Genomic DNA, 25,525 nt, shown 5'->3' on the forward strand with positions numbered 1-25,525 from the left:
GATCATTAGATGGTGTTGGCTTTTAATTCTTCACCCTATGTTTAGTATTCTGCTAAACCATTTCGATGTATCTAATAAAGTTATACATTAAAGTAATGTTTTTTAAAATCAAATGTTTATGTGTTTATTTTTACCTGCTTAGCAAAGCGAAACTTCAGATTTCGCCGATAAAAACGGAATGTTTGCAATAGTCCCTTTAAGCCTCCCTTAAGTATTCACTTTTATGCTGGTCTCAACTAAAACCACAAGCCTGTTTATGTCTATGATCACCGCTGAAAAACCGTCCTTTTTATCCAATCTGTTTTGCTTAGGCCCTTATCGTTACTTGATCCGCACTGCGGTATTGGGGCTGGTGTTGTTGAGTCTGAGCAGACTGGCTTTGGTGTTATGGCAATACGATAGAGTAGCCCAGACTGATGTGCTGGCGCAGTTGTTTGTGCAGGGCCTGCGGGCCGATATTATCGTGATTTGTTTACTCTTGGTTGTGCCTGTGCTGCTTATTCCTCTCTCATCAGTGCGAGGCTTAGGCAAGCTCTGGTTTCAGTTTAGTTATTTATGGTGTCTGGCTGCATTGGTATTGCTGGTGTTTATGGAACTGGCATCACCTGCTTTTATTCTGCAATACGATGTGCGGCCGAACCGGCTTTTTGTTGAGTATCTGAAATACCCAAAAGAAGTGCTGTCGACTTTATGGTTTGGTTTTCGTTTGCCTTTAGTTTTAGGTGTTGTAGCAACTTTGGTGTTGACCTGGTTGATGCGGTGGATCTTTCGCTCTGGCAAATGCAGTCTGATGAGCTGGTCTGTCGGCAAAACTGTTGGGCTTTGGTGTCTGGCGCTGGCACTACTTTTTGCCGGTATTCGTTCTACCACCGACCACAGGCCTGCAAATCCGGCCATTTTTGCTATAACTGCAGACGCCATGGTCAATTCGCTGGTGTTAAGTTCTACGTATTCAGTGCTTTATGCTTTGTATAACCTCAAACATGAAGCGAATTCCAGTGAGATCTATGGCAAATTACCGACAGAACAAATGCTGAAGCAAAGTCTGGACTGGCCCTGGCTGAAATCTTATCAGTTTGCGAACCCTAATTACCCCACAGCGCATTGGCAACAGGCGATGATCAAGCGCGAGAGGCCACTGAATTTGGTGATAGTGCTGCAGGAAAGTTTAGGTGCTACTTTTGTACAATCTTTAGGTGGTTTGGCCGTCACGCCAGAGCTTGAAAAGTTAAAACTGCAGGGCATCTGGTTTGAACATTTGTATGCCACAGGCACCCGTTCTGTGCGTGGTATTGAAGCTGTAGTGGCTGGTTTTCCGCCGACACCAGCGCAGAGCACAGTGAAGTTATCCAATAGCCAGCAACATTTCACTACTCTTGCATCAATCCTTAAAAATCAAGGCTACCAGACCCAGTTTATCTATGGTGGTGAAGCGCATTTTGACAATATGCGCAGCTTTTTTACCGGCAATGGTGTCGAGCAGATTGTCGATCAAAGCCAGATGCAAAACCCGGTGTTTACCGGTAGTTGGGGCGCCAGTGATGAGGATCTATTTACCACTGCGCACCAACAATTAGCGGCTTTGCATCAGCAGGATAAGCCATTTTTCAGTCTGATTTTTACCTCGAGTAATCATGAGCCTTTTGAGTTTCCGGACGGTCGCATTGATTTATACCAAGAGCCAAAAGATACAGCCAATAACGCGGTGAAATACGCCGACTGGGCCATGGGGCAGTTTTTCAAAAAGGCAAAACAAAGCGACTATTGGCAAGATACCTTGTTTTTAATAGTGGCCGATCACGACAACAGAGTGTACGGCGACAACCTGATCCCGGTCGAAAAGTTCCATATCCCAGGGTTGATTTTAGGTGCGGATACAAAGCCAGAACTGCTGAAAACCCTTGCCAGTCAGATTGATTTAGCGCCCACCTTATTATCTATGATGGGTATATCCAGTTGTCATACCATGACAGGCCGCGATTTTACTCTGGATAACACTAGCCCCGGCCGCGCATTAGTGCAGTTTGAAAATTACTTTGCCTTGATGCAGCAAAAGCCACAGCAGCAGGAGTTAGTGATCTTAAAACCTGATGGTGAAAGTGTCGCTGGATTTTATCAGCCACAACAGCAAAAGCTTGATTTAAGCGCTCAGGCTGTCTCGCTTGCAGATAAAAACCAGGCTTTGGCTTTAGTGCAGTTGCCTTCCTATTTATACAGAGAACAGAAAAACTCCAGCTCCGCTCTTTGCGGGCAACACTGATTCAATCTCATGAAAACGGCAGAATGATCCTGCCGTTTTTTTATTCTTTAAGTATGTCTTAAGTTTTGAGCTTTAGTTTGAAGGCTATAACAGCAGTGACTTATCCGGAGTAGAAATTTTGCCTCTTTTAACTTCTTCTTATGCTTGCACTTTAATAAAAACAACAATAAAAACAGTGCTGCTGCCTTTGCTAATTTTGAGCCTGATGTTTTATCTGTTTTACCAGTTGAAACTGGATTTTGTGTTGGCAGACTGGTTGTATCAACAGCAGGGGGGCCGTTGGGTTTTACAGCAGCATTGGCTGATGCAGAAGGTTTTAAACGACAGAGTGCGGGATGTGAACCTGGTGCTGGTCGTGGCGTTGATCTACTACGGAGTATGGCTGCGTTCTGCCGCTAAATCTGCTGTGCTACGCCGTGCTGTGGCGACTTTGTTGTATTCACTCCTGAGTTGTTTTGCTGTGATTTCATGGCTGAAGCATGTTTTACCTATGGAATGCCCATGGGATCTGCTTCAGTTTGGCGGAGATATGCCATTTTATGGCCTGCTGGAGCCAAGGCCTGAGGGCTCTCCCACTCATCTGTGTTTTCCTGCAGGCCACGCCAGCATAGGCTTTGCCTGGCTTGGGCTTTATTATTTTTTCCTTGAGACTAAACCGCAGTGGGCCTTCAAAGCTTTGATTGCTGCTGCGGTGACAGGCTTACTACTAGGTGCAGTACAACAAAGCCGGGGCGCCCATTTTTTCTCTCATGATATAGGTAGCGCTGCTATTTGCTGGGCACTTTGCAGCATCATTTATTACATCCGGCTACAAAGGCCGGGTTTTGATGCTTTGGGCCTATCGGTTGGAGGGCGCCAGAATGGCTGAGTCTATGATTTCTGTATTACCAGTTGCGGGCGTAAATCAAAGTGCTGTTCAGCTACAAAAGCTCTGGCATCCATTATGGTTTGCGTTGATCTCTGCGCTTGGTATGACCTTGCTGCTGAATGGTCCATTTTTGTCCAGTATTCAGGCCAAAGTTCCGGGCCAGTTTAAACTGCAGCTCTGTTTGATTTTATTGTTGTTTTTATTGAATTTTTTGCTGGCGGTTTTAGTAAGTTTCAGAAGGATCCAAAAACCTGTGATGCTGCTGCTCTTTGTCGCAGGCGCTGTCAGTTATTACTTTATTACCAGTTTTGGCATAGTGATAGACACCTCTATGCTGCAAAACGCCATGGAAACCGATACTGCAGAGGCGAGGGGCTTGTTGAGTCTATCTATGCTCTGGACTGTCAGCACTGTGATGTTGTTTCCACTATTGTGCAGCAGTCTGATCAAAGTTCGGGTGATGCCACTGCGGCAGTTTCTGCTGCATTGGCTGCTTTGTCTGGTGCTGATTTTCGCTGCGCTTTTTAGTGTTGCGGTTTCCGCTTATTCAGAACTTGCGCCATTTTTCCGTAATTTCAGAGATGTTAAACATCTCGCTTTGCCTGTTAGTCCTGTATCAGCCGCTGTGTCTTTTTCCGGCTCATGGTTAAACAGCCGCTTTCCCGAGCAATTTATACAGCTTGGCACTGATGCAGTGCAGCCTGTTGCAGCCAAAACAGCAAAACCACGATTGGTCGTGCTGGTTCTGGGGGAAACTGCGCGAGCGGATCATTTTCAGCTCAATGGATATAACAGAGTCACTAATCCCGGATTATCTAGGTTACCTTTGTACAGTTTTCGCGATGTCAGCTCCTGCGGCACAGCCACAGCACACTCTGTACCTTGTATGTTTTCCGCTATGGGACGCGATAAATATGTCGAATCTGTGGCAAAAAACTCCAGCAATGTGCTGGATATATTGCAGCGCAGTGGTATAGCTGTCAGTTGGTTTGATAATAATTCGGGCTGTAAAACGGTTTGTGACAGAGTGCCGTCTGAGTTTTTATTTAACGACAGCGCCAATCCGTTATGTGAAGAGGGGCAATGTCAGGACGAGATTTTATTACAGGCATTGCAAGCTCAGCTTACTAAACAATACAGCGCAGATCGGCTGATTGTGTTGCACCAGTTGGGCAGTCATGGCCCTGAGTATTTCAAACGTAGCTCTGCCAGCCAAAAGCACTTTTTACCAGAATGTACCAACAAGCAACTGCAATTGTGTCAGCAAGCTGAAATTATCAATGCTTATGACAACAGCATAGTGGCGACTGACGAGCTGCTTAGCCGTATTATCCGGACCTTACAGGACGAGCAGGGCTATCAGACGGCCATGTTGTATCTGTCCGATCACGGTGAGTCGCTGGGTGAAAAAGGCGTTTATTTGCATGGTTTACCTTACTGGATGGCACCGGACGCTCAGACCAAAGTACCTATGCTGTGGTGGATGTCCGATGCTTATGCCAGCGCTCAGCAGTTAAAAGCCGAATGTATGGCGCAAAGAACAACACAAAAGCTCAGTCACGACAATTTGTTCCATAGTTTGTTGGGTATTTTTCAAATCAGCAGCAAAATTCATCAACAAAATCTGGATTTATTTCGGCCCTGCTGAGCCGGAAAATCTGCCTTTTCGTCAGAACCAGCTTCAGGTAATCTGGCGGTTGATGCCGATTTAAGGAAACAGCATGAAGCGTAAATTATTTATCAACTTAGCCGCTGGCGATTTAAAAGCCTCCACCGACTTTTTTCTGCAGCTGGGTTTTGGTTTTCATCCTCAGTTTAGTGACGATACCGCCAGCTGTATTGTGCTGAGTGATGACTTGTACCTGATGCTTTTAACCAACGAAAAGTTTGTTTCATTCAGCCCGAATCCTTTAATCAACAGTCATCAGCAGACTGAAGTGTTGAACTGCTTAAGTTGCCACAGCAAAGCTGAAGTGGATGAACTGGTACAAAAGGCAGTAAAAGCCGGTGGAAAAACTTATAACCAGCCCCAGGATCATGGTTTTATGTATGCTCATGGTTTTCAGGATTTGGATGGCCATGTCTGGGAACTGGTGTATATGGAAATGCTGCAGAGCGCTGTTTGAAACTCGCTTCTTGAGCTCAGTTGGGTATATAATCCGGCAGTATTTTATATGTCCAAACTGACACCTTTGCTGTCGGTGCATTTAGATAAGGATTTGAATTTTATGGCGGACGTTGAACATCGCCCAACTAACTTTATTCGTCAGATCATTGATGCCGATCTGGCTTCAGGCAAACACAATACGACTGTGACCCGTTTCCCGCCAGAGCCTAATGGTTATCTGCACATTGGTCACGCTAAATCTATTTGTCTGAACTTTGGTATTGCTGAAGATTATCAGGGCCAGTGTAACTTACGTTTTGACGACACCAACCCTGAAAAAGAAGACATCGACTTTGTAAATTCTATTCAGCAGGACGTGAAGTGGTTAGGCTTTAACTGGTCTGGCAATGTGCGTTATTCATCAGATTACTTTGATACTTTGTATGGCTATGCCGTTGAACTGATTAACAAAGGTTTGGCTTATGTTTGTTTTTTAAATGCAGAGCAAATGCGTGAATACCGTGGCAACTTAACTCAGCCTGGTAAAAACAGCCCAACCCGTGATACCTCACCTGAAGAAAACCTGGCCTTGTTTGAAAAAATGCGAGCCGGTGGGTTTAAAGAAGGCGAGTGTTCGCTGCGCGCTAAAGTTGATATGAGCTCAGCTTTTATGTGTATGCGGGATCCGGTGATTTACCGTGTCAAGTTTGCCCATCACCATCAAACCGGTGACAAGTGGTGCATTTACCCAATGTACGACTTCACGCACTGTATTTCTGATGCGCTGGAAGGCATTACTCATTCGTTATGTACGCTGGAGTTCCAGGACAACCGTCGTTTATACGACTGGATTTTGGACAACATCACTATTGCTTGTCATCCACAGCAAATCGAATTCTCCCGTCTGAATCTTGAATATCAGGTGATGAGTAAACGTAAGCTGCACAACCTGGTTGAAGGTGGCCATGTAGCGGGTTGGGATGACCCACGTATGCCTACTATTGCAGGTTTACGTCGCCGTGGTTTTACGCCAGCGTCACTGCGTGAATTCGCAAAACGTATTGGTGTCACCAAGCAAGACAATATGATTGAAATCAGTGCGTTGGACTCTTGCATCCGTGAAGATCTGGATGCCAATGCACCACGTGCTATGGCGGTCATTGATCCGTTAAAAGTCACCATCAGCAACTACAACGCCACCGATGTGGAATGGTTAGAGGTTCATAACCATCCAAAAGAAGAAAGCATGGGCAGTCGTAAAGTGCCGTTTGGCCGTACTTTGTATATAGATAAAGCGGACTTCCGTGAAGAAGCCAACAAAAAGTACAAACGTATGGTGACAGGTGGCGAAGTTCGCTTACGTGGTGCTTATGTTATTCGTGCTGACGAAGTGATTAAAAACGAAGCAGGCGATATTGTTGAGCTGATTTGTTCTTACGATCCGGAGACTTTAGGTGTGAACCCGGCTGATGGCCGTAAAGTACGTGGTGTGATTCACTGGGTAGAAGCGTCGCAAGCTGTACCTGCTGAATTCCGTATTTACGACAAGTTATTCACAGTGCCAAACCCTGCTGCTGAAGAAGACTTTTTAGCTGTGATTAACCCAGCTTCACTCACAGTGAAAACAGGTTGGGTTGAGCCAAGCTTAAAAACAGCTGAAGCAGAAAAAGCTTTCCAGTTTGAGCGGGAAGGTTATTACTGTGCTGACAATAAAGATTCAACACCGGATCATTTAGTCTTTAACCGCACTGTAGCTCTGCGCGATACCTTCTTCGAAGACTAAGCCTCAAAATGGGGTCAGATCACATTGTTAACAGTTAACAATGTGATCTGACCCCATTTTTATATTTATCTATTACACTCTAAGCAGTTTTTTTTCAGGATATGCCTGATGTACAGATCTTGCTTTTATCTGCTGCTTTGCCTGACCTTTTTTCCTTTCAGTTCTTTTGCTGACACTGTGCGTTATCCTGCCATCGAAGATTCAGGTGATCAGCGCTCAAACTATCCCATTGCTTTACTTGAACTTGCTTTGAAAAAAGCGGGTAGTGAAGCTGTACTAAAAAGCACCTCCACCCGGGTGTCCAGAAGCCGTTCTTTGCAATTACTTGAAACAGGACTTGAAGTGGATGTGGTCTGGACCATGACCTCTATTGAGCGTGAGAAACGCTTTTTGCCTATACGTATTCCTATCTATAAATGCCTCGGTAGCTACAGGTTGTTGCTTATCCGAAGCGACGAGCAGGCAAAATTCAGCGCTTTAAAAGATGAAGCGGCACTTAAGCAGCTCATGATGTCGCAGGTGCATGACTGGGTCGATACGGATGTGCTGCGGCACAATAAATTTAAAGTGCTGAATGCCTCCAGCTATCAGAGTTTGTTTCAGATGTTGCTGCATAAAAGAGTGGATGCGGTGCCACGTAGCGTGCTTGAAATAGAAGCTGAACACGAACTTTTTGCAGAGCAGGGCTTGCATATCGAAACCGACTGGCTGCTGCATTATCAGGGCGCTGTGTATTTTTTTGTTTCAAATAAAAATCCGCAACTGGCAGAAAAAATTGAGTCGGGTTTACGTAAGGCACTCAAAGACGGCAGTTTTGATTTATTGTTCCAAAAACACTTTGTTAGTCAGTTGAAGAAAATGAAGTTGTCAGAGCGCAAATTGGTTGAGCTTGAGAATCCGTTGTTACCACCGGAAACGCCGCTGGCGGAATCAATCCTTTGGTACAAGCCGGATTAACTATTTTTTTGTTGTATTACGGCCCTGATCTGCTTTAGATTCAATGCATTAAATCCTTGTGATCCGGAGTTGAAGTGGACGTTTTTTTCGCCGTTTTGTTTTTTGCCTTTTCTACCACTATTACTCCTGGTCCAAATAACATCATGATGTTGTCTTCCGGCGTGAACTATGGTGTTAAAGCCAGCCTGCCGCATTTTTTCGGTATTTGTTTAGGTTTCCCTTTGATGGTGTTGCTGGTAGGCCTGGGTTTTGGCGTGGTATTTGAGCGTTTTCCTCAGCTGCATATCTGGATCAAAGTCATAGGTGTTTTGTATCTGTTGTGGCTGGCCTGGAAAATTGGTTCCGCAACGCCGAGCAGTATTGAAGGCTCAGATGCCAAACCTTTTAGTTTTCTGCAAGCCGCTTTATTTCAATGGGTCAACGGCAAAGCCTGGATTATGGCCTCTGGCGCAGTCGCTGCTTTTACTACCGTCTCTGGCAATGCCTGGTGGGACGTGACCCAAATCACAGCTGCATTTTTGCTGGTGAGTTTCCCTTGTGTGGGTGTCTGGTTAACCTGTGGTGCTTTGCTTCGCACTTTGCTCAATCAGCCTTTGTATCAGCGTATTTTTAACTGGGCTATGGCATTGCTGTTGGTGTTATCGGTAGGGCCTGTATTGGCTGAGCTTTATGCAGAGTGGATGCTATAAATGCTGAGTATTGAGAATTTAAGTTTTAGTTATGGCAAACAGCAACTGTTCTCCAATTTAAAGCTGCAGTTAGAACCCGGTTTACATTGGTTAAGTGGTGCTAATGGTTGTGGTAAGTCCAGTTTGTTGCGAATTTTAGCCAGTCTGGATAAAGCACAGCAGGGCAGTATCAGCTTTCATCAGCGTCAGGCTGGCAGCTCTGCTTATCAGGCTTTGGTCAGTATTAGCGCTGATGCGGTGGCGCCTTTACAGGACAATACAGTGCTTGGCGTGCTGCGGCTGGTGGCGCGTTGTCGTGGCACTGCGATGGAGCAGTTGCTGTTGCATGCCAAAGCTTTTGCATTAGAGCCTTTGTTACAGCAAAAAGTAGCGGTGTTGTCGTTAGGGCAGCAAAAGAAGCTGAGTTTAACTTTGGCTTTGGCGGCAAAGCCACAACTGTTGTTGCTGGATGAGCCTTTTAACGCACTGGACCCTGATGCTTTAGTCTATTGCTGCGCGCAGTTACAAGCAGCGAAAGAGCGAGGGGCTTTGGTGCTAATCGCCAGTCATTTATCACCTCAAAGTTTTCAGCTGGAACTTAATCAACATCTGGAGTTGAAGGCCGGTGGGCACTTATCTTTTTCTCCGTTATGAGTTGTTCAGGCAACAGGCTGAGGATGCTTTTGCCCCTCTGAAGCAGTTTTCTTTTATGCTGTTGCTGGTTGCAGGCCATGCGCTGATAGGGCTCTGGGCGCCTTTGGTTTTACTGGGGTTTCAGTTGTTTAACCCAGAACTGGCTACCGTTGAGCGTTGGCCTTATTTGCAAATGTTACTGGTTATTATGTTTTGTTGGCAGGGTTCCATAGCCTGGCAACAAAAATCTGTGGCAGAACAGTATTTTGTTGAAAGTCTGGCGCCTTCAGCCAAAGTAGCATGGCTTAGCAATAAGCTGATGGCGCTGCTCAATCAGCTACCTTTCTGGTTTTTAACCTTGCCGGTATTTATTTATCTGCTGCTCAGTGGAAAGACTATGGCATGGCTGGATGCAGCGCAGTTGCTGCTGGTGCTACTGGTCTTATGTTGGGGTTTTAAAGCCCGCCAGACCAGCTGGCTGGCCCTTTTTGCTGTGTTTGTGTTGCCTGTTGTCACCTTTTGGAGCCTGCCGCTAGTGGCTTTGATGCTGCTGGAGAGGGCTTTACAGCATCACCTAAGCGGAAATCCTTTGTCGGCTGGCTCTTTATTTCGTTATTGGCTGTATTGGTTCGTCGGGCAGCAGCAAAACAAGGCATTGTTATTGCTGATTATTTTTGTGCTGGCTTTGTGGCAATACTGGCTGGTGCAACAACTAAAAGCTGAAGCTTTGCTTTTTATCAACTCTGTGTTTATCTGGACTTTGGCGCTTTTGTGTTATGCCCAGCAGAAACTTTGGCAGCAGCAGTTATTGTCACAGCATTACTTCTGGTTAAGCTGCTGTACTTCAAAGCAGCGTTTTGTTTTAAAACTGATGAATGTGTTGCCAGTGCTGATAGGTTCTGTACTGGCACTTACTTTTCTGGATGCGGCTTCGGCAGTCTGGACTATCATTCTGGCTGTTGTTTTAAGTTTTTGGCCTAAGCCAGGTGTGTTGTCGGTTGCAGTCTGCTGTTTTATGCTTTTGTTATTAGTAAATGGACAAGGACTTTGGGCATGAAAAAATTATGGGTGTTGCTGTTGTTACTCTGGGGGCCAATGGCGCTAGCACAAAGCCTGTGGATTGATGTGCGTACAGTGGAAGAATACAAGGCCGGGCATTTAGAAGGCGCGATCAATATTCCTTATGATGAAATTGAACAAAAAATTGAAGCGGTCAGTGCGGATAAAAACACCGCTATTCAGCTGTATTGCCGCAGTGGGCGCCGCTCTGGTATTGCGCTGGAAAGCTTAAGAAGTCTGGGCTACAGCAAGGTGACGAATGCCGGCGCTTATGAGCAACTGAAACAAAAACAAGCTAAATCTAACGAGTAGTTTGTGTTGGTTTGGCCTGATAAGCCGGGTGTTTTAATTCGGTTTTAAAAGCGACAAAACTGGCGCGTAATGAGCTTAACGTCAGTTGTTTTACCAGCCATTTAGGTAATTCACCGCCTGGGTCAGCACTGCCCTGATACTGCATGTCAAAACCCTGATCTTTGACAGTTAAAGTCCAGACTGCTTTCACGTCCCGAATGCGAACGTAGTTTTTAGCTTCTGGTACTAAATCTGAGCAGTCGGTGATTTCAATAAGCAGGCTATTTTCCTTTTTGAGCACATCAGCGCAGGTCACCATATCTCGTGGGCTAACAGGCCAGACTGACTGAAAGCGGGTATAAACCTTCCAGTGATGTTCTGTACTGCCATCCAGCAGTTTGGCGTTTTCGCTTTGTTTCAGCCAGCGCCTCACCGATTTGGTGTCTTTGAGTAACAGCAAAAAGCTCTCTGGTTTGCCCTGATAAAAAGCACTGGCTTTGACTTCCAGCTCTGGAGTGTATCTGTAACTCAAACTGATGCCGGCTTTGGTTTTTAATGAAGTCCATTCTGGCTCCGCAGCAACAGCAGGCAGAGCCAGCAAAGATAAAACCACAGCAAATAAAAAATGCATAACCACCTGACTTTTTTTCGTTAATATACAAGCTTATACGAAACACAACTTTGTTGGGTGTGATGAAAAGCAGTATCGGTGAAAAAATAGCGCTGGAACATCAGGCCGCCAAACTTTTTATGCGACTGTACCAGCACAAATTCGGCATTAAAATGCAGCATATATGGCATAACGAGCCAGCTAAGCCTGATGTGTCTTGTTATCTGGAGCAGCAACGGCTGGATCTGGAAATTGCCCATTTGTATGGCAGCGAAGCGGAAGCGATGAAAATTCTAGGCCGTGAACTTAAAGGCGGAACGCTGGACGCTTTGCAGTCACTGACCCAGTATCCAGTGGCAGAACGTTTATTGCAGGCGCTGGATAAACTCATTAGCAATAAAGCGCAAAAAAGTTATGACTCAGAAAAAGTCTGGTTGGTGATCCGCAATGCTCATCCGGATTGGCACGCAGAAGAACTAGCCCAAACTCCGCATTTATTACAAATTCCGCCTAAACATCCGTTTGAACAAATTTGGCTGGTGGCTGATATGACAGGGCAAGCTGGTCTGATGCCTTTGTATCCCATGACCTTAGCAGAGAGCCTGAAAGAGAAGGGCCTATGAAACTGCTTAGCAAAGCGCAGCAACTGGCACAACGGCTTTATGTCTGGCGTTTTGGCTTAGTCTTTCTGGGTTTTTATGCGCTTGGCTTTGGGATTTATTATCTGCTGCAAGGCCCATCTGTGGTATTTGAAGTCGCCTTGTTATTATCCGTTGTTTTACTCGGCTGGGTGTTATTGGCATGGCTTACTTTATTATTGTTTCGACAATTACCCGACTGGCAACAGCCCCAAAGTTTTTGGCAAAAATTAAAACAAGCAGCGCATAAATTATGGTATCAGGCCTTGCTTTGGGGTTGCCTGCTGCTTAGTATCGCCACCCTGTATTTAATGGCCAAAGCACTAAAAGCTTTAGTCAGCCAACTGATCTGATAGGTGAAGGTAACGCATGCGCTGCGATTTGTTTTGCTCTGTGGTAGATAACTTTGGTGACATTGGCATTTGTTGGCGTTTAGCCCGGCAGTTGCAGACTGAACATCAATGGCAAGTCACCTTGTGGGTTGACGATTTAGCCAGCTTTCAGAAAATTTGCCATAGCGTGAATCCAAATCTCGCCAGTCAGTTGCAAAATGACGTGCTGGTCAGGCATTGGACTGCTGTATTGCCAGAGCTTACCGCAGCGGACAGACCGGATTTAGTGATTGAAGCTTTAGCCTGCACTATTCCGCCCATTTATTTAGAGTGGATGGCTTCTTTTACTGACAAAGCTTTATGGCTGAATCTGGAATACTTGTCAGCAGAAGACTGGGTGCATGGCTGTCATGCCTTGCCATCACCTCATCCACAATTACCACTGCAGAAGTATTTCTTTTTCCCGGGTTTTACGGTGCAAACCGGTGGCTTATTAAGGGAGCAAGGGCTGGTTGAAGCTTTGGCAGAATTAGGTGGTTCAACGCAGTTACAACAGCAGTTTTGGCAAAGACTTGGCTTGTTGGATGCGATGGATTACCAGCAAAAAATCTCGTTATTTGCTTATAGTCAGGCACAGATCCTCCCATGGCTGGAGCAATTAGCGAATTCAGCACAAAGGACTTTACTACTGGTGCCACAAGGGCAACTGGCGACAGATTTAACCCAACTTTTCTCCGAACTAAAAACGGGGCGTTTTGACCATAAGTCTTTAAGTATCCGTATTTTAAATTTTATGCCACAGCCTATGTACGACCAACTTCTGGCTTGCTGTGATATTAATTTTGTTCGGGGTGAAGATTCAGTGATCAGAGCCCATTGGGCGGGTAAAGCTTTTATCTGGCAAATTTACCGGCAGGAAGAGCAGGCACATTTAGTCAAACTACAGGCCTTTTTAGATAAGTATCTGCAACATGCCCCTGAACAACAAAAAGCCTGTATAGAAAAGCTGCATATGGCCTGGAATCTGGAGCAGGATATCAGCGCAGAATTCGCTTTATTCAGTAATTTTAGTGAACAAATTCAGATGCATAACAAAAAGTGGCAGGAATATTTAATTCAGCAGCAAGATCTTGCCAGCAACCTCGTGCGTTTTGCTGAAAATAAACTTATAATGTCGCGCAATTTTTCCTAACAAGAAGATATTTCAATTATGATGAAGACTGCTCAAGAAGTACGCGCTGGCCAGGTGATCATGGTCAACAACGAGCCAATGGTTGTTCAGAAAGCTGAATTCAACAAATCTGGCCGTAACGCTGCTGTTGTAAAAATGAAAATGAAAGGTCTGTTAACTGGTGGCGGTCTTGAGACTGTATACCGTGCTGACGACAAGTTCGAACAAGTCATGTTAGACACTAAAGAAGTGACTTATTCTTACTACGCAGACCCAATGTATGTATTTATGGATGCTGAGTACAACCAGTACGAAATCGAAGCAGACAACATGACTGACGCTCTGAAATATCTGGTTCCGGATATGCAGTGTTCAGTAGTTTTCTACGGCGAGCGCGCTATCTCTGTTGACTTACCTCCATTCGTTGTACGTGAAGTGGTTTACTCTGAACCTGCTGCCCGTGGCGACACTTCAGGTAAAGTGATGAAGCCAGCTAAGCTGGACACAGGTTTCGAATTAATGGTTCCTGCTTTCGTTGAAATCGGCGACAAGATTGAAATCGACACCCGTACTGACGAATACCGCAGCCGCGCTAAGTAATTAGCCCGTTGCCTGCCAAGGGGTCAGAGTCATTGATGTGCTGATAGCGGATCAATGACTCTGGCCCCTTTGTTTTTCTGTCGTTATTTTTCTGACCCATTTCTTTTTTAAGGAGTTCTGATGAGCATTATTTCAACCCGTATCGATGGCCTTGAACTGCGTTTAGCGACAGAAGCTGATGTACCCACTATTTTAAGTTTTATTCAGCAACTGGCCGACTATGAAAAGCTGTCGGATCAGGTGGTAGCGACTGAACAAAAGCTGCGCGATACCTTATTTGCTGACAGTCCTTATGCTGAAGTGGTGCTGGCGAATTACCAGGGCAAGGACGTAGGTTTTGCGCTGTTTTTCCATAACTATTCTACCTTTTTAGCCAAACCAGGAATTTATCTGGAAGACTTATTTGTTGAGCCTGCTTGCCGTGGTGTGGGTGTTGGTAAGGCGTTGATCACTTATCTGGCGAAGCTGGCGGTAGAACGTGATTGTGGCCGTCTGGAATGGTCTGTTTTGGACTGGAATCAGCCTGCTATCGACTTCTATCAGTCTTTAGGTGCTGTGATGCTGCACGACTGGCGCATTAACAGGGTGACTGGCGCTACTTTAACGCAAATGGCGGAGCTGTTCCCAGCTTGATTCATTTCGGCGTAACTGTTTCCTGCTCTGCAGGATGATTCGGATACAGCAAATAAGGCTGGCGTTGTTGTCTGAACTTGATTAACTCACTCTGCCAGCTCTGGTGAATTTGTGCTTCGCTCCAGCCTTGTTCTATCTGTTGCCTGAGCTTATGGCTGCCAGAGAGTTTGTCCATAAAGTCCGGTGAGTTAAACAACTTCAACTGATGTTTAGCAAAAAGTCTCTGAGCCTGAATTAAATAACTCAAATCCAGACCTCCTGCTTTTACGCTGCGTAAATCCAGCCCCAAAACCAACTGATTTTTCAGTGGTGGGTTTAGTGCAGCGCCAGCTTTGGCGACAGGACTAAAGGCAAAGTTACCTAAAGGTGGATTGGTATAACCCAGCACCTGAAACGGAAAGTCAGTGCCACGGCCGATACTTAAAGGCGTGGCTTCAAAAAATCCTAATGATGGATACAAAGCCACAGCCTGAGCATTGGGTAGATTCGGACTTGGCCGCACGGGCAAGTCGTAAGGCATATCCCGCTGATAGTTTTTCACCGGCAACACATAGAGCTTTAATTGCTCAGCCTTATTGATCCAGCCTTCACCTTTGATCATCAACGCCAGCTCGCCCAGCGTCATGCCATGTAAAAGTGGGATAGGGTGCAAGCCAACAAAAGACTGATAGTCTTTATCAAGCACTGGGCCGTCAACATAAGCGCCGTTGGGGTTGGGTCTGTCTAATACCAACAATGGGATATTCTGCTCTGCAGCTGCTTCCATTACATAATGCAAAGTGGATAAATAGGTGTAATAACGTACGCCAACATCCTGCAAATCAAAAATCAGCAGGTCGATATCTTTCAGTGTTTCAGCCGTTGGTTTTTTGTTTTTACCATACAAAGACAGCACTGCGACACCAGTCTGTGGATCTATGCTGTTGTCCACTTTTGCGCCGGCATCGGCGGTGCCACGAAAACCATGTTCAGGCGAGAATACCGTTTTGACGGCAAGGTCTTGTTGCAGCAACAGCTCCAGCAGATGAGTATCGCCCACAATCGAGCTTTGATTGACTACCAGAGCTATTTGCTTTGCTTTTAGCTCAACAGGGGAGATATCAGGCTGAGTGACTAACTGCTGGGCGCCTGTTTGTAGCTCTTTCGCCTCAGCAAAACAAGGTGTTGCTGCAAAACAAAGTAGCAGTATTAAATAACGCATCAGGCTGGTACTCCATTAAGTTCTGTCTGCGCCACAGCATCACTGCTTTTCCCCAGCTGACAAATCACAAAAGAGCAGGCAAAACCTATACACAATTGCCAGCTAAAGGCTAAATCAAACTGCCAGTCTGTTGGTAAATAGTAAGTTTGCAAATAAGGTTGCATCAGCAGCGTGATAATAAAGCCACCTATTAACGCCGCGAGTACTGAGGCAGGACTGCCACGCTGGCTAAAGAGCGCGCTGGCATAGACCCCAAGTAAACCGCTGTAACTAAATACCATCACACCCAAAGCAAAGGTCAAAAGTGGCATATCGCTGCTTTGCTGCCAGTAAAAACACAGTAGCGCCATCAAAGCTAAAGCTATGGCGCAGAACAGCATAGAAATGCGTGCAGCTCTCACATAATGCTGCTCTGTTTTAGTATGTCGTTGTTGCTGCCAGGGCTTATACAAGTCCTGAATAATTACCGAAGCCATAGAGTTTAAGCCGGACGTCAGAGTAGAGACTGCTGCAGCTATTACGCCTACTGTGACTAAACCACGCAAACCAGCGGGCATTTCATGCAAAACGTAATACATAAACACAGTGATATTTTCACCGCTGAACTGGCTACTTTGCATAACGGCGCCAGAACCTGCCATCAGATCGGGCCTTTGGTAAAAGATATACAGCAAAAAACCAATCAGCATAAAAACCAGCGTGACAGGTACCACTAAAACGACAGACCAGATAATAGCCAACGAACCCTGACGGGCATTTTTGCAGGTTAAAGCCCGTTGGGTCAGATCCTGATCCAAACCATAAGAGGCGATATAAAGCAAAAACAAGCCGGTGACACTGGAATAGAGCGTAAAAGCTCCGGCCGAACTGAAATCCCAGCTGGTATCTATTAAGGTTAGTTTGCTGGCTGCGTTGTGAGGCGGATTCTCCAAAGCTTGCCATACCGCTGAAAAGTCGGCCGGAATTGAATTCCACAAATACAACAGCACCAATACTGCGGCGCCGACATAAACAAAACACTGAAAAGCATCGCCATAAATCACAGATTTAATGCCACCAAAAATCGAATACAGCAAGGAGACCAGACAAAGTAGGGCGATAGACCAAATGACATGATGCAAAGCTATATCGGTAAATAAAATCATCGACACTGCAATAGCTGCCATATAAAGCCTGGCACCGTTGGCAAAAATACGGCCAAACAAATACATAAAGCCGGCCTGTTTTTTCGCTCTGCTGCCAAAACGTAATTCAAGCAATTCATACACTGTGCTGACTTTGTAGCGATAAAATCGTGGGATCAGAAAATAACCAACAAAAAAGGCCGCCATTAAAGCACCTATGTTACTGGCGAGGTAAGTCAGATTGCTACGATAGCCAATATCAGGCCCGCCTAAAAAAGTCGCAGCAGATTGTGCTGTCGCCAGAACTGAAATTGCAGCCAGCCAGGTGGGCATGCTGTTGCTGCCAATAAAGTACTCCTGACTGTTTTTCGCTCCAGTGCGATTGATCCACCAGCCGGTCAGGGCAAGCAGCACAAAATACAAAACAAACATCAGCCAGTCTAAAGCAAGGAAAGTGGAGGTCATGGTTTCTCTGAAGGCCAGTGGATTGATTCAGCAGCCATTGAAGCTTATTCAAAATCTGTTGGCAAGGACTGATTCCAGCTGCGCATACCAGTTAAAAATTTGTGCGATTAATATACGAAATTAACAATTGGCGTTCTGTTTCAAGCCAGACTCTGGCATAATAGAGTCGCGATGCAAACGGTTACATTAGTAAAATTGAAACATTTTGCTGATACTATTACTAATATGTAGTGGTACTGACGGAATTCCTGCAGGGCAACCAGCTCTGTATTCTTTTAGTCCGGGTGCGACCGGACTAAATTTTTCGTAGCAAAATGGATTTTAGTTACGGAAATAGGGTGTATACCCGCATTCTTAATGAATGTCCTGAAACAGCAGAACCCTTTCTTCCATCGGGTTTGCGAGGCCAGTCTTACCGACTGGCCTTTTTTATAAGCGTCTATCCCTGACGTTTTTTCGAAAAATGTTTGTCTGTGAAACAGAAATCTACAGGCTAGACTATTTTATTACACAATACTTTGATCCAGGTCGCTTTTGATTAAGGTAGCTAAAAACCACTAAGGAATTTTTATGTCGGTACAACGCAAATTTATGTTAACACTCACCGGCTTGGTTTTATTGGCGATGCTGGGTTCCATAGTGGTGATTTCGTTTAGTAAATATCAGGAAATAGAAAGCTCAGTTAACACAGATAAAGACCGTCTGAACCGCGAAATTACCAATATCTTAACTATTACCGACAGTCTGCTGAGCCAGCAAGTGCAAAGCAGCATGAAGCTGTTTCGCAAGCGCATTGCAGATCTTGGGCCTGTATCGCAAGGCGAAACTTTATCTTTCGGCTCACAGCAAGTGCCGGATTTATTGCTTGGAAGCGTCGGTCAGGGCAATAAATATCAGTTGGTGGACGATCTGACCAGCATTATGGGTGGTACAGCAACTATCTTTAGCCGCACTGGTGATGATTTTGTGCGTATATCGACAAACGTGGTTACAGACACAGGACGGGCCACTGGTACTTTATTAGCGCCAACAGGTGCGGCTATGGCGGCGATACGCCAAGGCAATGCTTTTTATGGTTCAGTGGATATTTTAGGTAATCCTTTTGTGACAGGCTATGAACCTCTAACCAATGCCCAAGGTGAAGTGGTAGGTATAGGTTATGTGGGTTACAAGGCAGATTTAGAAGCTTTAAGACAGTTACTGGCATCCAGCCGCTTACTGACTTCAGGTTTTGTGGCTTTACTCGACAGAAACGGTGCTATTCGTGCTCAGTCCAGCCATATCAAGGCAGAAGAACTGGAGCAGATTTTGAAAACGAAGAACCCGGATTGGACTATTCAGACTGAACAGTTTACACCTTGGGGTTATCAGATTGTATCGGCGTATTCTAACGATGAACTTAGTGGCGAAGTACGGAGCAATGTGATTAAACGTTCAGCGGCCATTGCAGTGGGGGCCGCTATCTTATTGCTTGTAGTCTACTGGTTAACTCATAGCATAGTGGTCACCCGGGTAAACGATACCATCAGAGCCATTAAAGCTATTACCGAAGGTGAGGGAGATTTAACCCGTCGTTTTTCCAATTACAGCACTGATGAATTTGGTGAAATGGCGCGCTGTTTTGATCAGCTACTTGAGCAACTGCGATTAACTATAGTGGAGCTGCGCTCTATGACTCATGGTCTGGTGCAAGCTTCAGTGGAGCTGGCTCATGTGGCGGAAGAGTCCAGTGCTGAAGTCGTCAAGCAAACCTGTGATTTAGAAGTCACGGCTTCTTCTGTTCATGAGTTGGCGACTACAGCTTCTGTGGTGGCTCACAATGCAGAGCAGGCGGAGCAGGCCAGTGTTGAGGCCTCGCGTTTGACTCAGGGCGCGATGAAAACTCTGGAAGCGTCCGTCAAAAATGCCGCGCAGCAGTTATTGGACTCACAGCAGTCTCAGCGTTCAATCGCAAGCTTATCGGCTTCAAGTACTGAAATAGGCAAGGTATTAGAAGTGATTAACACCATAGCGGAACAAACCAATCTGCTGGCGTTAAATGCTGCCATTGAAGCCGCCAGAGCGGGTGAGCAAGGCCGTGGTTTTAGCGTGGTTGCCGATGAAGTGCGTTTATTGGCTGGCCGTACTCAGTCTTCGACCGGCGAAATTAAACGTATGATTGAGCAGTTGCAGCAAGGCGTAAACGAAGTACAGACATTAAACTCGACTGCTCAGGCGACTGTAAAAGATAACGAAGTAAAAGCGTCTGAGGCTAGTAACGCTATGGATTTAGTACTCCAGGCCATAGAAGAAATTAATCATCTGAACAGCCAAATTAGTACAGCTGCAGCAGAACAACGTGATGTGGCAGATGGTGTGAGCCAAAAAACTAACCACATTCACTCTGCAGCACAACAAAATGCAGTGCACAGCGCTACGACAAAAGACTCCAGTCAGGGTTTAAAGCGTATAGCTGAGGATTTTAGCGCTGTATTGTCGAAGTTTAAGGTGTAAAAGCCAACAGGCGACTTAAAGAAGCAGGTTGTGGCCTGCTTTTTTTATCACTGTGATTTTGTGCTCTATTCATTAGTCACAGACTGCTCTGTGATCCACTCAATCAAACTATCCAGCACCACGCGGCCGCGTCCTGCTTTGGGGTCGTTGATAAAACTCGCGACGACCCAGATGCGACCGCTTTGGTCTGTGACAAAACCGGCTAAGGCTGTGACATTACGCAAAGTGCCGGTTTTTAAGCGGGCTTTGCCTTTGGTTTGTGTCTGTGTGAAGCGGCGCTTTAAGGTGCCATCCACACCTGCGAGTGGCATGCTGCTGATAAGTTCTGGTTGATAGTGAGCCTGGTAAGCATGTTGCAGCAAAGCAGCCATCAACTCCGGGCTGATGCGTTCAGTGCGGGACAAACCAGAGCCGTTTTCTAATGTCAGGCTACTGTGATCCAGCTTGATATTGCTGAAGAAACTGCGAACCTGTTGCTCTGAAGTGTAGGCCGTCAGCTCAGTTCCGGCACCAGTTTGTGTTGCCCCTAAGGCCAAATACAACTGGCGGGTGATGGCATTGTCAGAGCTTTTATTGATATCCCGCAACACTTCAGCCAAAGCACGGCTTTGATGTTCGGCCAGCAGCACTGTGGCTTCTGCTGCGCCTTGTTCCAGCACAGGGATCTGGTGCTGCCCTGAAATTTGCTGCCATAGCTGTTGCACCAGTAAACGACTGAAATCGACTCTGTTGATCAGCTGTAAATAATCTCTTTTCTGGCAGTTCTTAGGAAAGTCTCCTTTTAATACCAGTTGTACACTATGGGGCTGACGTTTAAAGGCTAATTGCTCTGGATCTGGATACCAGTTTGCACAGCCGCCGTCCACAAGACGAACTTCAGCAGTGACCAACTCCAGGCCTTGTACTGCGGGATAGAGCCGGCCTGTGATGCGGTCAGTTGTGGACTGCAAGCGGATACCCAACATATTACGTTGTAAAAACAAAGCATCGGGCAGCAGGTTGTAGTATTCCCTTGGCGTTTCATCAAAAGGCAAAGCGGTCAGTTCAGGCCTGGCCGGATTAAACCAGCTGCGGTCAATCTGGATGGCTGGTACATGGCGTATACCCTGATCATAAGCCTGCTGCAGCAAAGACCAAAGCTCCTGCACTGTAAAATCCATATCGCCATAGCCTTTTAACACCAAAGGCTGCTGCATCGTCTTTTGTGGCTGTTCGTAAGCTCGCAACTGAGTGCTACCCCGGTAAGCCGGACCTAGTTGTTCCAGCGCCGTAATACTGGTGACCAGTTTCATAGTTGAAGCGGGCTGCATGGCTTTTGTGGGCTGATAACTTAGTTGTTCTGTTGGCGTATCAAGTGGGTAAGCTACAAAGGCGAGGGCATTTGGTTGCAGTTGAGCTTGTTGTAGTTGCTCAGACAGTCGATTTAGTAGCTCTTGCTGCTTGACCTGCTGGGTTGCAGAGCTGCTGCAGGCACAGAGCAGTAACGCCGATAGCAGTGCTATGCCAGATGGAAGCTGGCGAAGAGGGTGCATGACAGCTCCTTTTAGTTCACCACAAAGTCGAAATAAGTGTTTGGGTAGGTTTCGTTTTGCAGCGTAAAATGCCACCACTCCAGCTCGTAAGGGACAAAGCCCTGTTGCTGCATTAAATCTTTCAGTAACAAACGGTTGGCTTTTTGCTGTGCGGTAATAGTTGTGCTGTTTAAATGAGAAACCGGGTCAAATAAATCATAAGCGCCGCCCATATCAACAGGGAGCCATTGTCCCGTTGCATCTTTTCGCAGCAAAGTTAAATCCAGGGTCGACGCGCGGCTATGACCTGAATGAGCAGCAATATAACCTTGATTTAAAGCACTTTTATCTAAATTTGGGTAATAGCTTTTTTTAGTGCTTTGATCGGTACTATCTGCAACCCACTGCATAAAGTGATTGGATGCACGTTGAGGCCTGTAGCAATCCAGTAATTGCAGACGATAGCCTAAACGTTCAGTCTGCAGTGCTACTTTTGCCAGAGCTTCAGCTGCATTTTTCGCTAAATAGCAGCTGTTCGCCTGATACCCTGGTACTACTTTGCCGGTAAAATTGCTGTTGCTGGCATAGGCCATGCTAATTTGTACTTTGCTTGTCACTGTCCGTAAATCGACTATATCGACGGGTTTATTCGCCTCAATACGAACCGGACCTTGTGGTTTTACAAGCTGTGCTGCAGCAGTTTTGGTTGCTGGCGCAGAACTTTGCTGCTGCACAGTATTGCTGCACGACAGCACTAAGAAACAGCTCATCAGTAAGGCTTGTGTTTTCATCCAATCATCACCCAGCCACTGATTAAAAAGGCAATCAGCGCTAACAGACCACAAAACAGCGCATAAGGCAGCTGAGTTTTTACATGCTCTAACAAATCACAGCCTGAAGCGACGGCACTAACCACTGTCGTATCTGAGATAGGAGAGCAGTGATCACCCCAAATACCGCCACTTAAAATAGCGGCCAGGATCAGTGAAGGTGGTAATCCCAGCATTTCAACCAGTGGCATACCAATAGGAATTAAAATAGCAAAAGTGCCCCAGGAGGTGCCCGTGGTAAAAGAGATGATGGCACCAGCGATAAAAAGTAATGCAGGAATAAGCACCAGTGGGGTGGATTCTTTGACAAAAGAGGCAACATAAGCCCCTGTACCTAAGTCTTTCATGGCGCTGCCTAAAGCCAGCGACAACAATACAATACTGACTAAAGGTAATAGTTCACCCATACCTCTGAAACCAATAGTAACCAGTTGCTGATGACTAAAACGACGACTCCATGCCATCAGGCCATAAGCCACAACACAAGCTATGGTGGTAGCATAAAGCGCCGCTTTGGCACCTGATCCTTCGACTAAGCTGCCGTTGCCCGTCCATAGCATAAAACCAACCATACCCACAATCAGGGTCAGTAAAGGCACTAACATCAGTGAAACACTGCTTGGTGGTGTATCAATATCACTGTGGCTTGCGACTGTATTCAGCTCAATTTCTGCCTGCTTCATCGGGCCATACACTTTATCTGTGTAGATGGTGTAGAACACCATTATCAGCGTGAACAACGCATAAAAGTTCAGCGGAATAGTACCAATTAATACAGAGACAGCGGATTCAGGCAGGTTGTAGGTGCTCAACAGCCCCAGTACATAAGCACCCCAGCCATTGAGTAAAATTAAGATACAGATGGGAGCACTGGTACTGTCGACTATGTAGGCCAGACGGGCACGGCTCATCTTAAATTTATCGTACAAACCGCGCGACACAATACCCGCTGTTAACGCACTCAGGTTCGATTCTATAAAGACCAGAATACCTATGCCGTAGCTGATAAAACCGGCCTGACGTTTAGAGCGGGCTACCCCTTTGCGGATAAACCAGTCGACCATAGCGGACACGCCACCTGAGTCCCGCATAAAAGCCATCAGTGCACCTATCAAAAGGGAGAATAATAAAATCCTGCTGTTATCGGCAGAAGAGGTGACCGAAATAATACGTTCTAAACTTTGCACAGGACCATGTAATAAGGCTCCAAATACACTTAGCTCGGGCTGCTTTAAATACAATAAAACTTCAGCACAGGCGACGGCTAAAATAAGCGCCAGTACCACTTCTTTACGCCAAATAACGACGGCTATGGCCAGAATGGCAGGTAACAAACTTAAACTATCGGGCACTGGAACTTCCCTAACTATGAAATGGAGCAATTGATGCTGTTTATACTGCAGCAATTAGCTGTGCCTTTCCAGTTGCGTTGGCCTTTTTATTTAGTTAGTTGGCTGATTTTCATTCAGAATTTGACGCTGTGCAGCGCCTAAAAGGCTATAGCGGATTAAAAGGCAAAAAAAATTAGCTAATGCATGCAGAGTGCACTAGCTAATTCGCTGTAAGCACAGCTGTTGGTTTGGGCTATCTCCACAGCTGTGTTCACAAAACTTGTGGTAAAAGCTGGTTTATTTAAAGGTTAAACCACCAGCGTCGACGCTTTGCACACCTTTGACATTCTCTGCCAGTTGTACGGCCAGTGCTTTTTCTGAGCCACTGTCGACCAGACCATTAAGTGTTACCACACCTTTGTTGGTATTGACCGCAATATCAGAACTGTCGACATTGTTTGAATACATAAAGGTGGATTTCACTTTGGTGGTGATCCAACCGTCCGCCATTGCAGTGCCTGGCTTGGATTTTTTATCCGGATTTGCCAGCACAGTCAGCTTATTGTCAACTGACATTACACCCCTTGTGGTCATGGCCAGGTTTTCAGCCAGATCTACCGCTGCTTTGTTTTCGGCTGTGCCTGTTAAGGTCACCATGCCTTTTTTGGTGGTGACTTTAGTCGTACTACCGTCGACATAACGGCTCCAGGTCAATTTAGATTTCACGGCTGCCGTAATACTGGCATCGTCGATGATCTCGGCATAACTGGACTCAGTTGAGCGCGCCGGTTTTTTGTAGTTATCTTCGGTGATCATGGTGTTGTCGACTTTGCTGATGCCTTTTACACCTTCAGCAATTTCGGTAGCCAACTCTTTGTTAGCGTCACTTTCCACCCGACCACTGATAGTGGCTTTATCACCTTCGACAGTGACTGTAATGTCATCGTGACGCAGATAAGGGCTGAGCTGATAGGTCGTCAGGATCTGGCTTTCCAGACGGGCATCTTTTACGCCCTGACTACTTTTAGCGTCCTGTGCCATGGCTGGGACAGACAAACTACTTACTATCAGTGCCAACACCGCTGGATATTTTTTCTTCATCAATTTCATGGTGCTCTCCCTTGCTGAATTAGCTGCGATTGTCGATAAAGTTTTTCACTTGCTTGTCGGCATCGGAGCGGCTAATGGAATAACGTGTCTGCACCAGTTCGGATAATTTTGCCGGTTCACCTGCAGACTTCTTCAGATCGCTTTCTGACAACTTGCTCCATACTTTGTGTGCAGCACCAATACGTTTTTGCCATGCATCGTCTGATGTCTTCATTGGTGCCTTAGCTGGTGCACCTTTGCTGCTGCTCTGTTGTGGGGTCGCCGATTTAGATGCTTTGGACGTTTTTGAATCTTTTGCATCTTTTGTTGTAGTCGTTGAGATAGGTGTGCCACCCACTATAGGGCTGATTTTAGATGTTTTCTCTTTAGATGTAGTCATTAGTATTCTCCTTGACCTGCATGGTTTTGCGGAAGTGCAAACCATGCAGGGGATGACGCATAACTAAAGTAGAGCGATTCAATGGTCAGTTCAGTGCGTTGCCGCGCTAAACTGGAAAAGGGTTATTTAATGCGCATATCATCTTTAACTGATGTTACACCAGACACGGCGCGAGCCAGGCCAATAGCTCTGTCTGCGTCAGCACGTGACTCAATAAAGCCGCTTAATTGCACAACGCCTTTAAAGGTTTCAACGTTAATCTCTGCTACTTTTAAGCCTTTTTCGCCCAAAAATGCCGATTTTACTTTTGCAGTGATCACCGTATCGTCGACATATTCGCCTGTGCCTTCAGCGGTACGGGTTGAGGCACAACCGATGCTTGATACCGCAGCAACGGCCAGCAATGTAGCCAGCACTAATGGTTTAATGGTCATAAGTATTCTCCGATAAATGCAGCTCTGTACAGGCGCC

General features: G+C 45.9%; 25 protein-coding genes. 16 read left to right on the forward strand and 9 right to left on the reverse strand.

Annotated features, from left to right (window positions below; all coding sequences use genetic code 11):
• The first annotated feature begins 256 nt into the window (after nt 1–256).
• The 10 genes from LSG34_RS01030 (at nt 257) to LSG34_RS01075 (ending at nt 10,647) form a co-directional block, all read left to right on the forward strand.
• Nucleotides 257–2,260 (forward strand): LTA synthase family protein, encoded by a 2,004-nt coding sequence (locus LSG34_RS01030; RefSeq protein WP_233006969.1) that lies wholly within the window; start codon nt 257–259, stop codon nt 2,258–2,260.
• 205 nt (nt 2,261–2,465) lie between these two features.
• Nucleotides 2,466–3,128 carry a phosphatase PAP2 family protein gene (locus LSG34_RS01035; RefSeq protein WP_233006970.1) on the forward strand — a complete coding sequence of 221 codons (663 nt, stop codon included), beginning with the start codon at nt 2,466–2,468 and terminating at the stop codon, nt 3,126–3,128.
• Nucleotides 3,121–4,776 carry a phosphoethanolamine transferase gene (locus LSG34_RS01040; protein WP_233006971.1) on the forward strand — a complete coding sequence of 552 codons (1,656 nt, stop codon included), beginning with the start codon at nt 3,121–3,123 and terminating at the stop codon, nt 4,774–4,776. Before LSG34_RS01035 ends, LSG34_RS01040 begins: the two co-directional genes overlap by 8 nt.
• A 73-nt stretch (nt 4,777–4,849) precedes the next feature.
• On the forward strand, nt 4,850–5,254 hold the full coding sequence (locus LSG34_RS01045) for a VOC family protein (protein ID WP_233006972.1): 405 nt from the start codon (nt 4,850–4,852) through the stop codon (nt 5,252–5,254).
• A 102-nt stretch (nt 5,255–5,356) separates the two neighbouring features.
• Nucleotides 5,357–7,018 (forward strand): glutamine--tRNA ligase, encoded by a 1,662-nt coding sequence (glnS, locus tag LSG34_RS01050; RefSeq protein WP_233007436.1) that lies wholly within the window; start codon nt 5,357–5,359, stop codon nt 7,016–7,018.
• A gap of 108 nt (nt 7,019–7,126) precedes the next feature.
• Complete coding sequence (locus tag LSG34_RS01055) at nt 7,127–7,975, forward strand: substrate-binding periplasmic protein (RefSeq protein WP_233006973.1); 849 nt, start codon at nt 7,127–7,129, stop codon at nt 7,973–7,975.
• Nucleotides 7,976–8,049: 74 nt separating this feature from the next.
• Nucleotides 8,050–8,664, forward strand: coding sequence for a LysE family translocator (locus LSG34_RS01060; RefSeq protein ID WP_233006974.1), 615 nt, complete (start codon nt 8,050–8,052; stop codon nt 8,662–8,664).
• The gene (locus LSG34_RS01065; protein ID WP_233006975.1) at nt 8,665–9,297 is read left to right on the forward strand and encodes an ABC transporter ATP-binding protein; all 633 of its coding nucleotides are present in this window, start codon (nt 8,665–8,667) and stop codon (nt 9,295–9,297) included.
• Entirely contained in the window at nt 9,269–10,333 is a 1,065-nt protein-coding gene (locus LSG34_RS01070; RefSeq protein ID WP_233006976.1) for a hypothetical protein, read from the forward strand. Before LSG34_RS01065 ends, LSG34_RS01070 begins: the two co-directional genes overlap by 29 nt.
• A complete protein-coding gene (locus LSG34_RS01075; protein WP_233006977.1) occupies nt 10,330–10,647 on the forward strand; it encodes a rhodanese-like domain-containing protein in 318 nt (105 codons plus the stop codon). The genes LSG34_RS01070 and LSG34_RS01075 overlap by 4 nt, the downstream gene beginning before the upstream one ends.
• Here LSG34_RS01075 and LSG34_RS01080 read toward each other — a convergent pair.
• Nucleotides 10,637–11,257, reverse strand: coding sequence for an START domain-containing protein (locus LSG34_RS01080; protein ID WP_233006978.1), 621 nt, complete (start codon nt 11,255–11,257; stop codon nt 10,637–10,639). The two genes, LSG34_RS01075 and LSG34_RS01080, sit on opposite strands and share 11 nt — an antisense overlap.
• Nucleotides 11,258–11,319: 62 nt before the next feature.
• Here LSG34_RS01080 and LSG34_RS01085 point away from each other — a divergent pair, with 62 nt between their 5' ends.
• From LSG34_RS01085 to LSG34_RS01105, 5 genes are all read left to right on the forward strand, one after another.
• Nucleotides 11,320–11,859, forward strand: coding sequence for a hypothetical protein (locus LSG34_RS01085; RefSeq protein WP_233006979.1), 540 nt, complete (start codon nt 11,320–11,322; stop codon nt 11,857–11,859).
• Nucleotides 11,856–12,227 carry a hypothetical protein gene (locus LSG34_RS01090; RefSeq protein ID WP_233006980.1) on the forward strand — a complete coding sequence of 124 codons (372 nt, stop codon included), beginning with the start codon at nt 11,856–11,858 and terminating at the stop codon, nt 12,225–12,227. Before LSG34_RS01085 ends, LSG34_RS01090 begins: the two co-directional genes overlap by 4 nt.
• A gap of 16 nt (nt 12,228–12,243) precedes the next feature.
• Nucleotides 12,244–13,398: an elongation factor P maturation arginine rhamnosyltransferase EarP gene (earP, locus tag LSG34_RS01095; protein ID WP_233006981.1), complete on the forward strand. Its 1,155-nt coding sequence runs from the start codon at nt 12,244–12,246 to the stop codon at nt 13,396–13,398.
• Nucleotides 13,399–13,416: 18 nt separating this feature from the next.
• Nucleotides 13,417–13,977, forward strand: a complete 561-nt coding sequence (gene efp, locus LSG34_RS01100) for an elongation factor P (protein ID WP_008899474.1) — start codon at nt 13,417–13,419, stop codon at nt 13,975–13,977.
• A 120-nt stretch (nt 13,978–14,097) separates the two neighbouring features.
• A complete protein-coding gene (locus LSG34_RS01105) occupies nt 14,098–14,610 on the forward strand; it encodes a GNAT family N-acetyltransferase (RefSeq protein ID WP_233006982.1) in 513 nt (170 codons plus the stop codon).
• 1 nt (nt 14,611) lies between these two features.
• Here the strand turns inward: LSG34_RS01105 and LSG34_RS01110 are convergent, their stop codons facing one another.
• The gene (locus LSG34_RS01110; RefSeq protein ID WP_233006983.1) at nt 14,612–15,811 is read right to left on the reverse strand and encodes an exo-beta-N-acetylmuramidase NamZ family protein; all 1,200 of its coding nucleotides are present in this window, start codon (nt 15,809–15,811) and stop codon (nt 14,612–14,614) included.
• Entirely contained in the window at nt 15,811–17,400 is a 1,590-nt protein-coding gene (locus LSG34_RS01115) for a sodium:solute symporter (RefSeq protein ID WP_233006984.1), read from the reverse strand. The genes LSG34_RS01110 and LSG34_RS01115 overlap by 1 nt, the downstream gene beginning before the upstream one ends.
• 570 nt (nt 17,401–17,970) lie before the next feature.
• On the opposite strand from LSG34_RS01115, the gene LSG34_RS01120 reads away from it, so the two are divergent.
• A complete protein-coding gene (locus tag LSG34_RS01120; protein ID WP_233006985.1) occupies nt 17,971–19,893 on the forward strand; it encodes a methyl-accepting chemotaxis protein in 1,923 nt (640 codons plus the stop codon).
• A 65-nt stretch (nt 19,894–19,958) separates the two neighbouring features.
• On the opposite strand, the gene dacB is transcribed toward LSG34_RS01120, so the two are convergent.
• From dacB to LSG34_RS01150, 6 genes are all read right to left on the reverse strand, one after another.
• On the reverse strand, nt 19,959–21,425 hold the full coding sequence (gene dacB, locus LSG34_RS01125; RefSeq protein WP_233006986.1) for a D-alanyl-D-alanine carboxypeptidase/D-alanyl-D-alanine endopeptidase: 1,467 nt from the start codon (nt 21,423–21,425) through the stop codon (nt 19,959–19,961).
• An 11-nt stretch (nt 21,426–21,436) separates the two neighbouring features.
• On the reverse strand, nt 21,437–22,195 hold the full coding sequence (locus tag LSG34_RS01130) for a M15 family metallopeptidase (protein WP_233006987.1): 759 nt from the start codon (nt 22,193–22,195) through the stop codon (nt 21,437–21,439).
• Nucleotides 22,192–23,586 (reverse strand): Na+/H+ antiporter NhaC family protein, encoded by a 1,395-nt coding sequence (locus LSG34_RS01135; RefSeq protein ID WP_233006988.1) that lies wholly within the window; start codon nt 23,584–23,586, stop codon nt 22,192–22,194. Before LSG34_RS01135 ends, LSG34_RS01130 begins: the two co-directional genes overlap by 4 nt.
• Nucleotides 23,587–23,862: 276 nt before the next feature.
• A complete protein-coding gene (locus tag LSG34_RS01140; RefSeq protein ID WP_233006989.1) occupies nt 23,863–24,675 on the reverse strand; it encodes a BON domain-containing protein in 813 nt (270 codons plus the stop codon).
• A 19-nt stretch (nt 24,676–24,694) separates the two neighbouring features.
• A complete protein-coding gene (locus LSG34_RS01145) occupies nt 24,695–25,054 on the reverse strand; it encodes a hypothetical protein (protein ID WP_233006990.1) in 360 nt (119 codons plus the stop codon).
• 122 nt (nt 25,055–25,176) lie between these two features.
• Entirely contained in the window at nt 25,177–25,488 is a 312-nt protein-coding gene (locus LSG34_RS01150; protein WP_233006991.1) for a BON domain-containing protein, read from the reverse strand.
• Nucleotides 25,489–25,525 lie beyond the last annotated feature (37 nt).

It is taken from the genome of Rheinheimera faecalis, assembly GCF_021290965.1.
Taxonomy (GTDB): domain Bacteria; phylum Pseudomonadota; class Gammaproteobacteria; order Enterobacterales; family Alteromonadaceae; genus Pararheinheimera; species Pararheinheimera faecalis.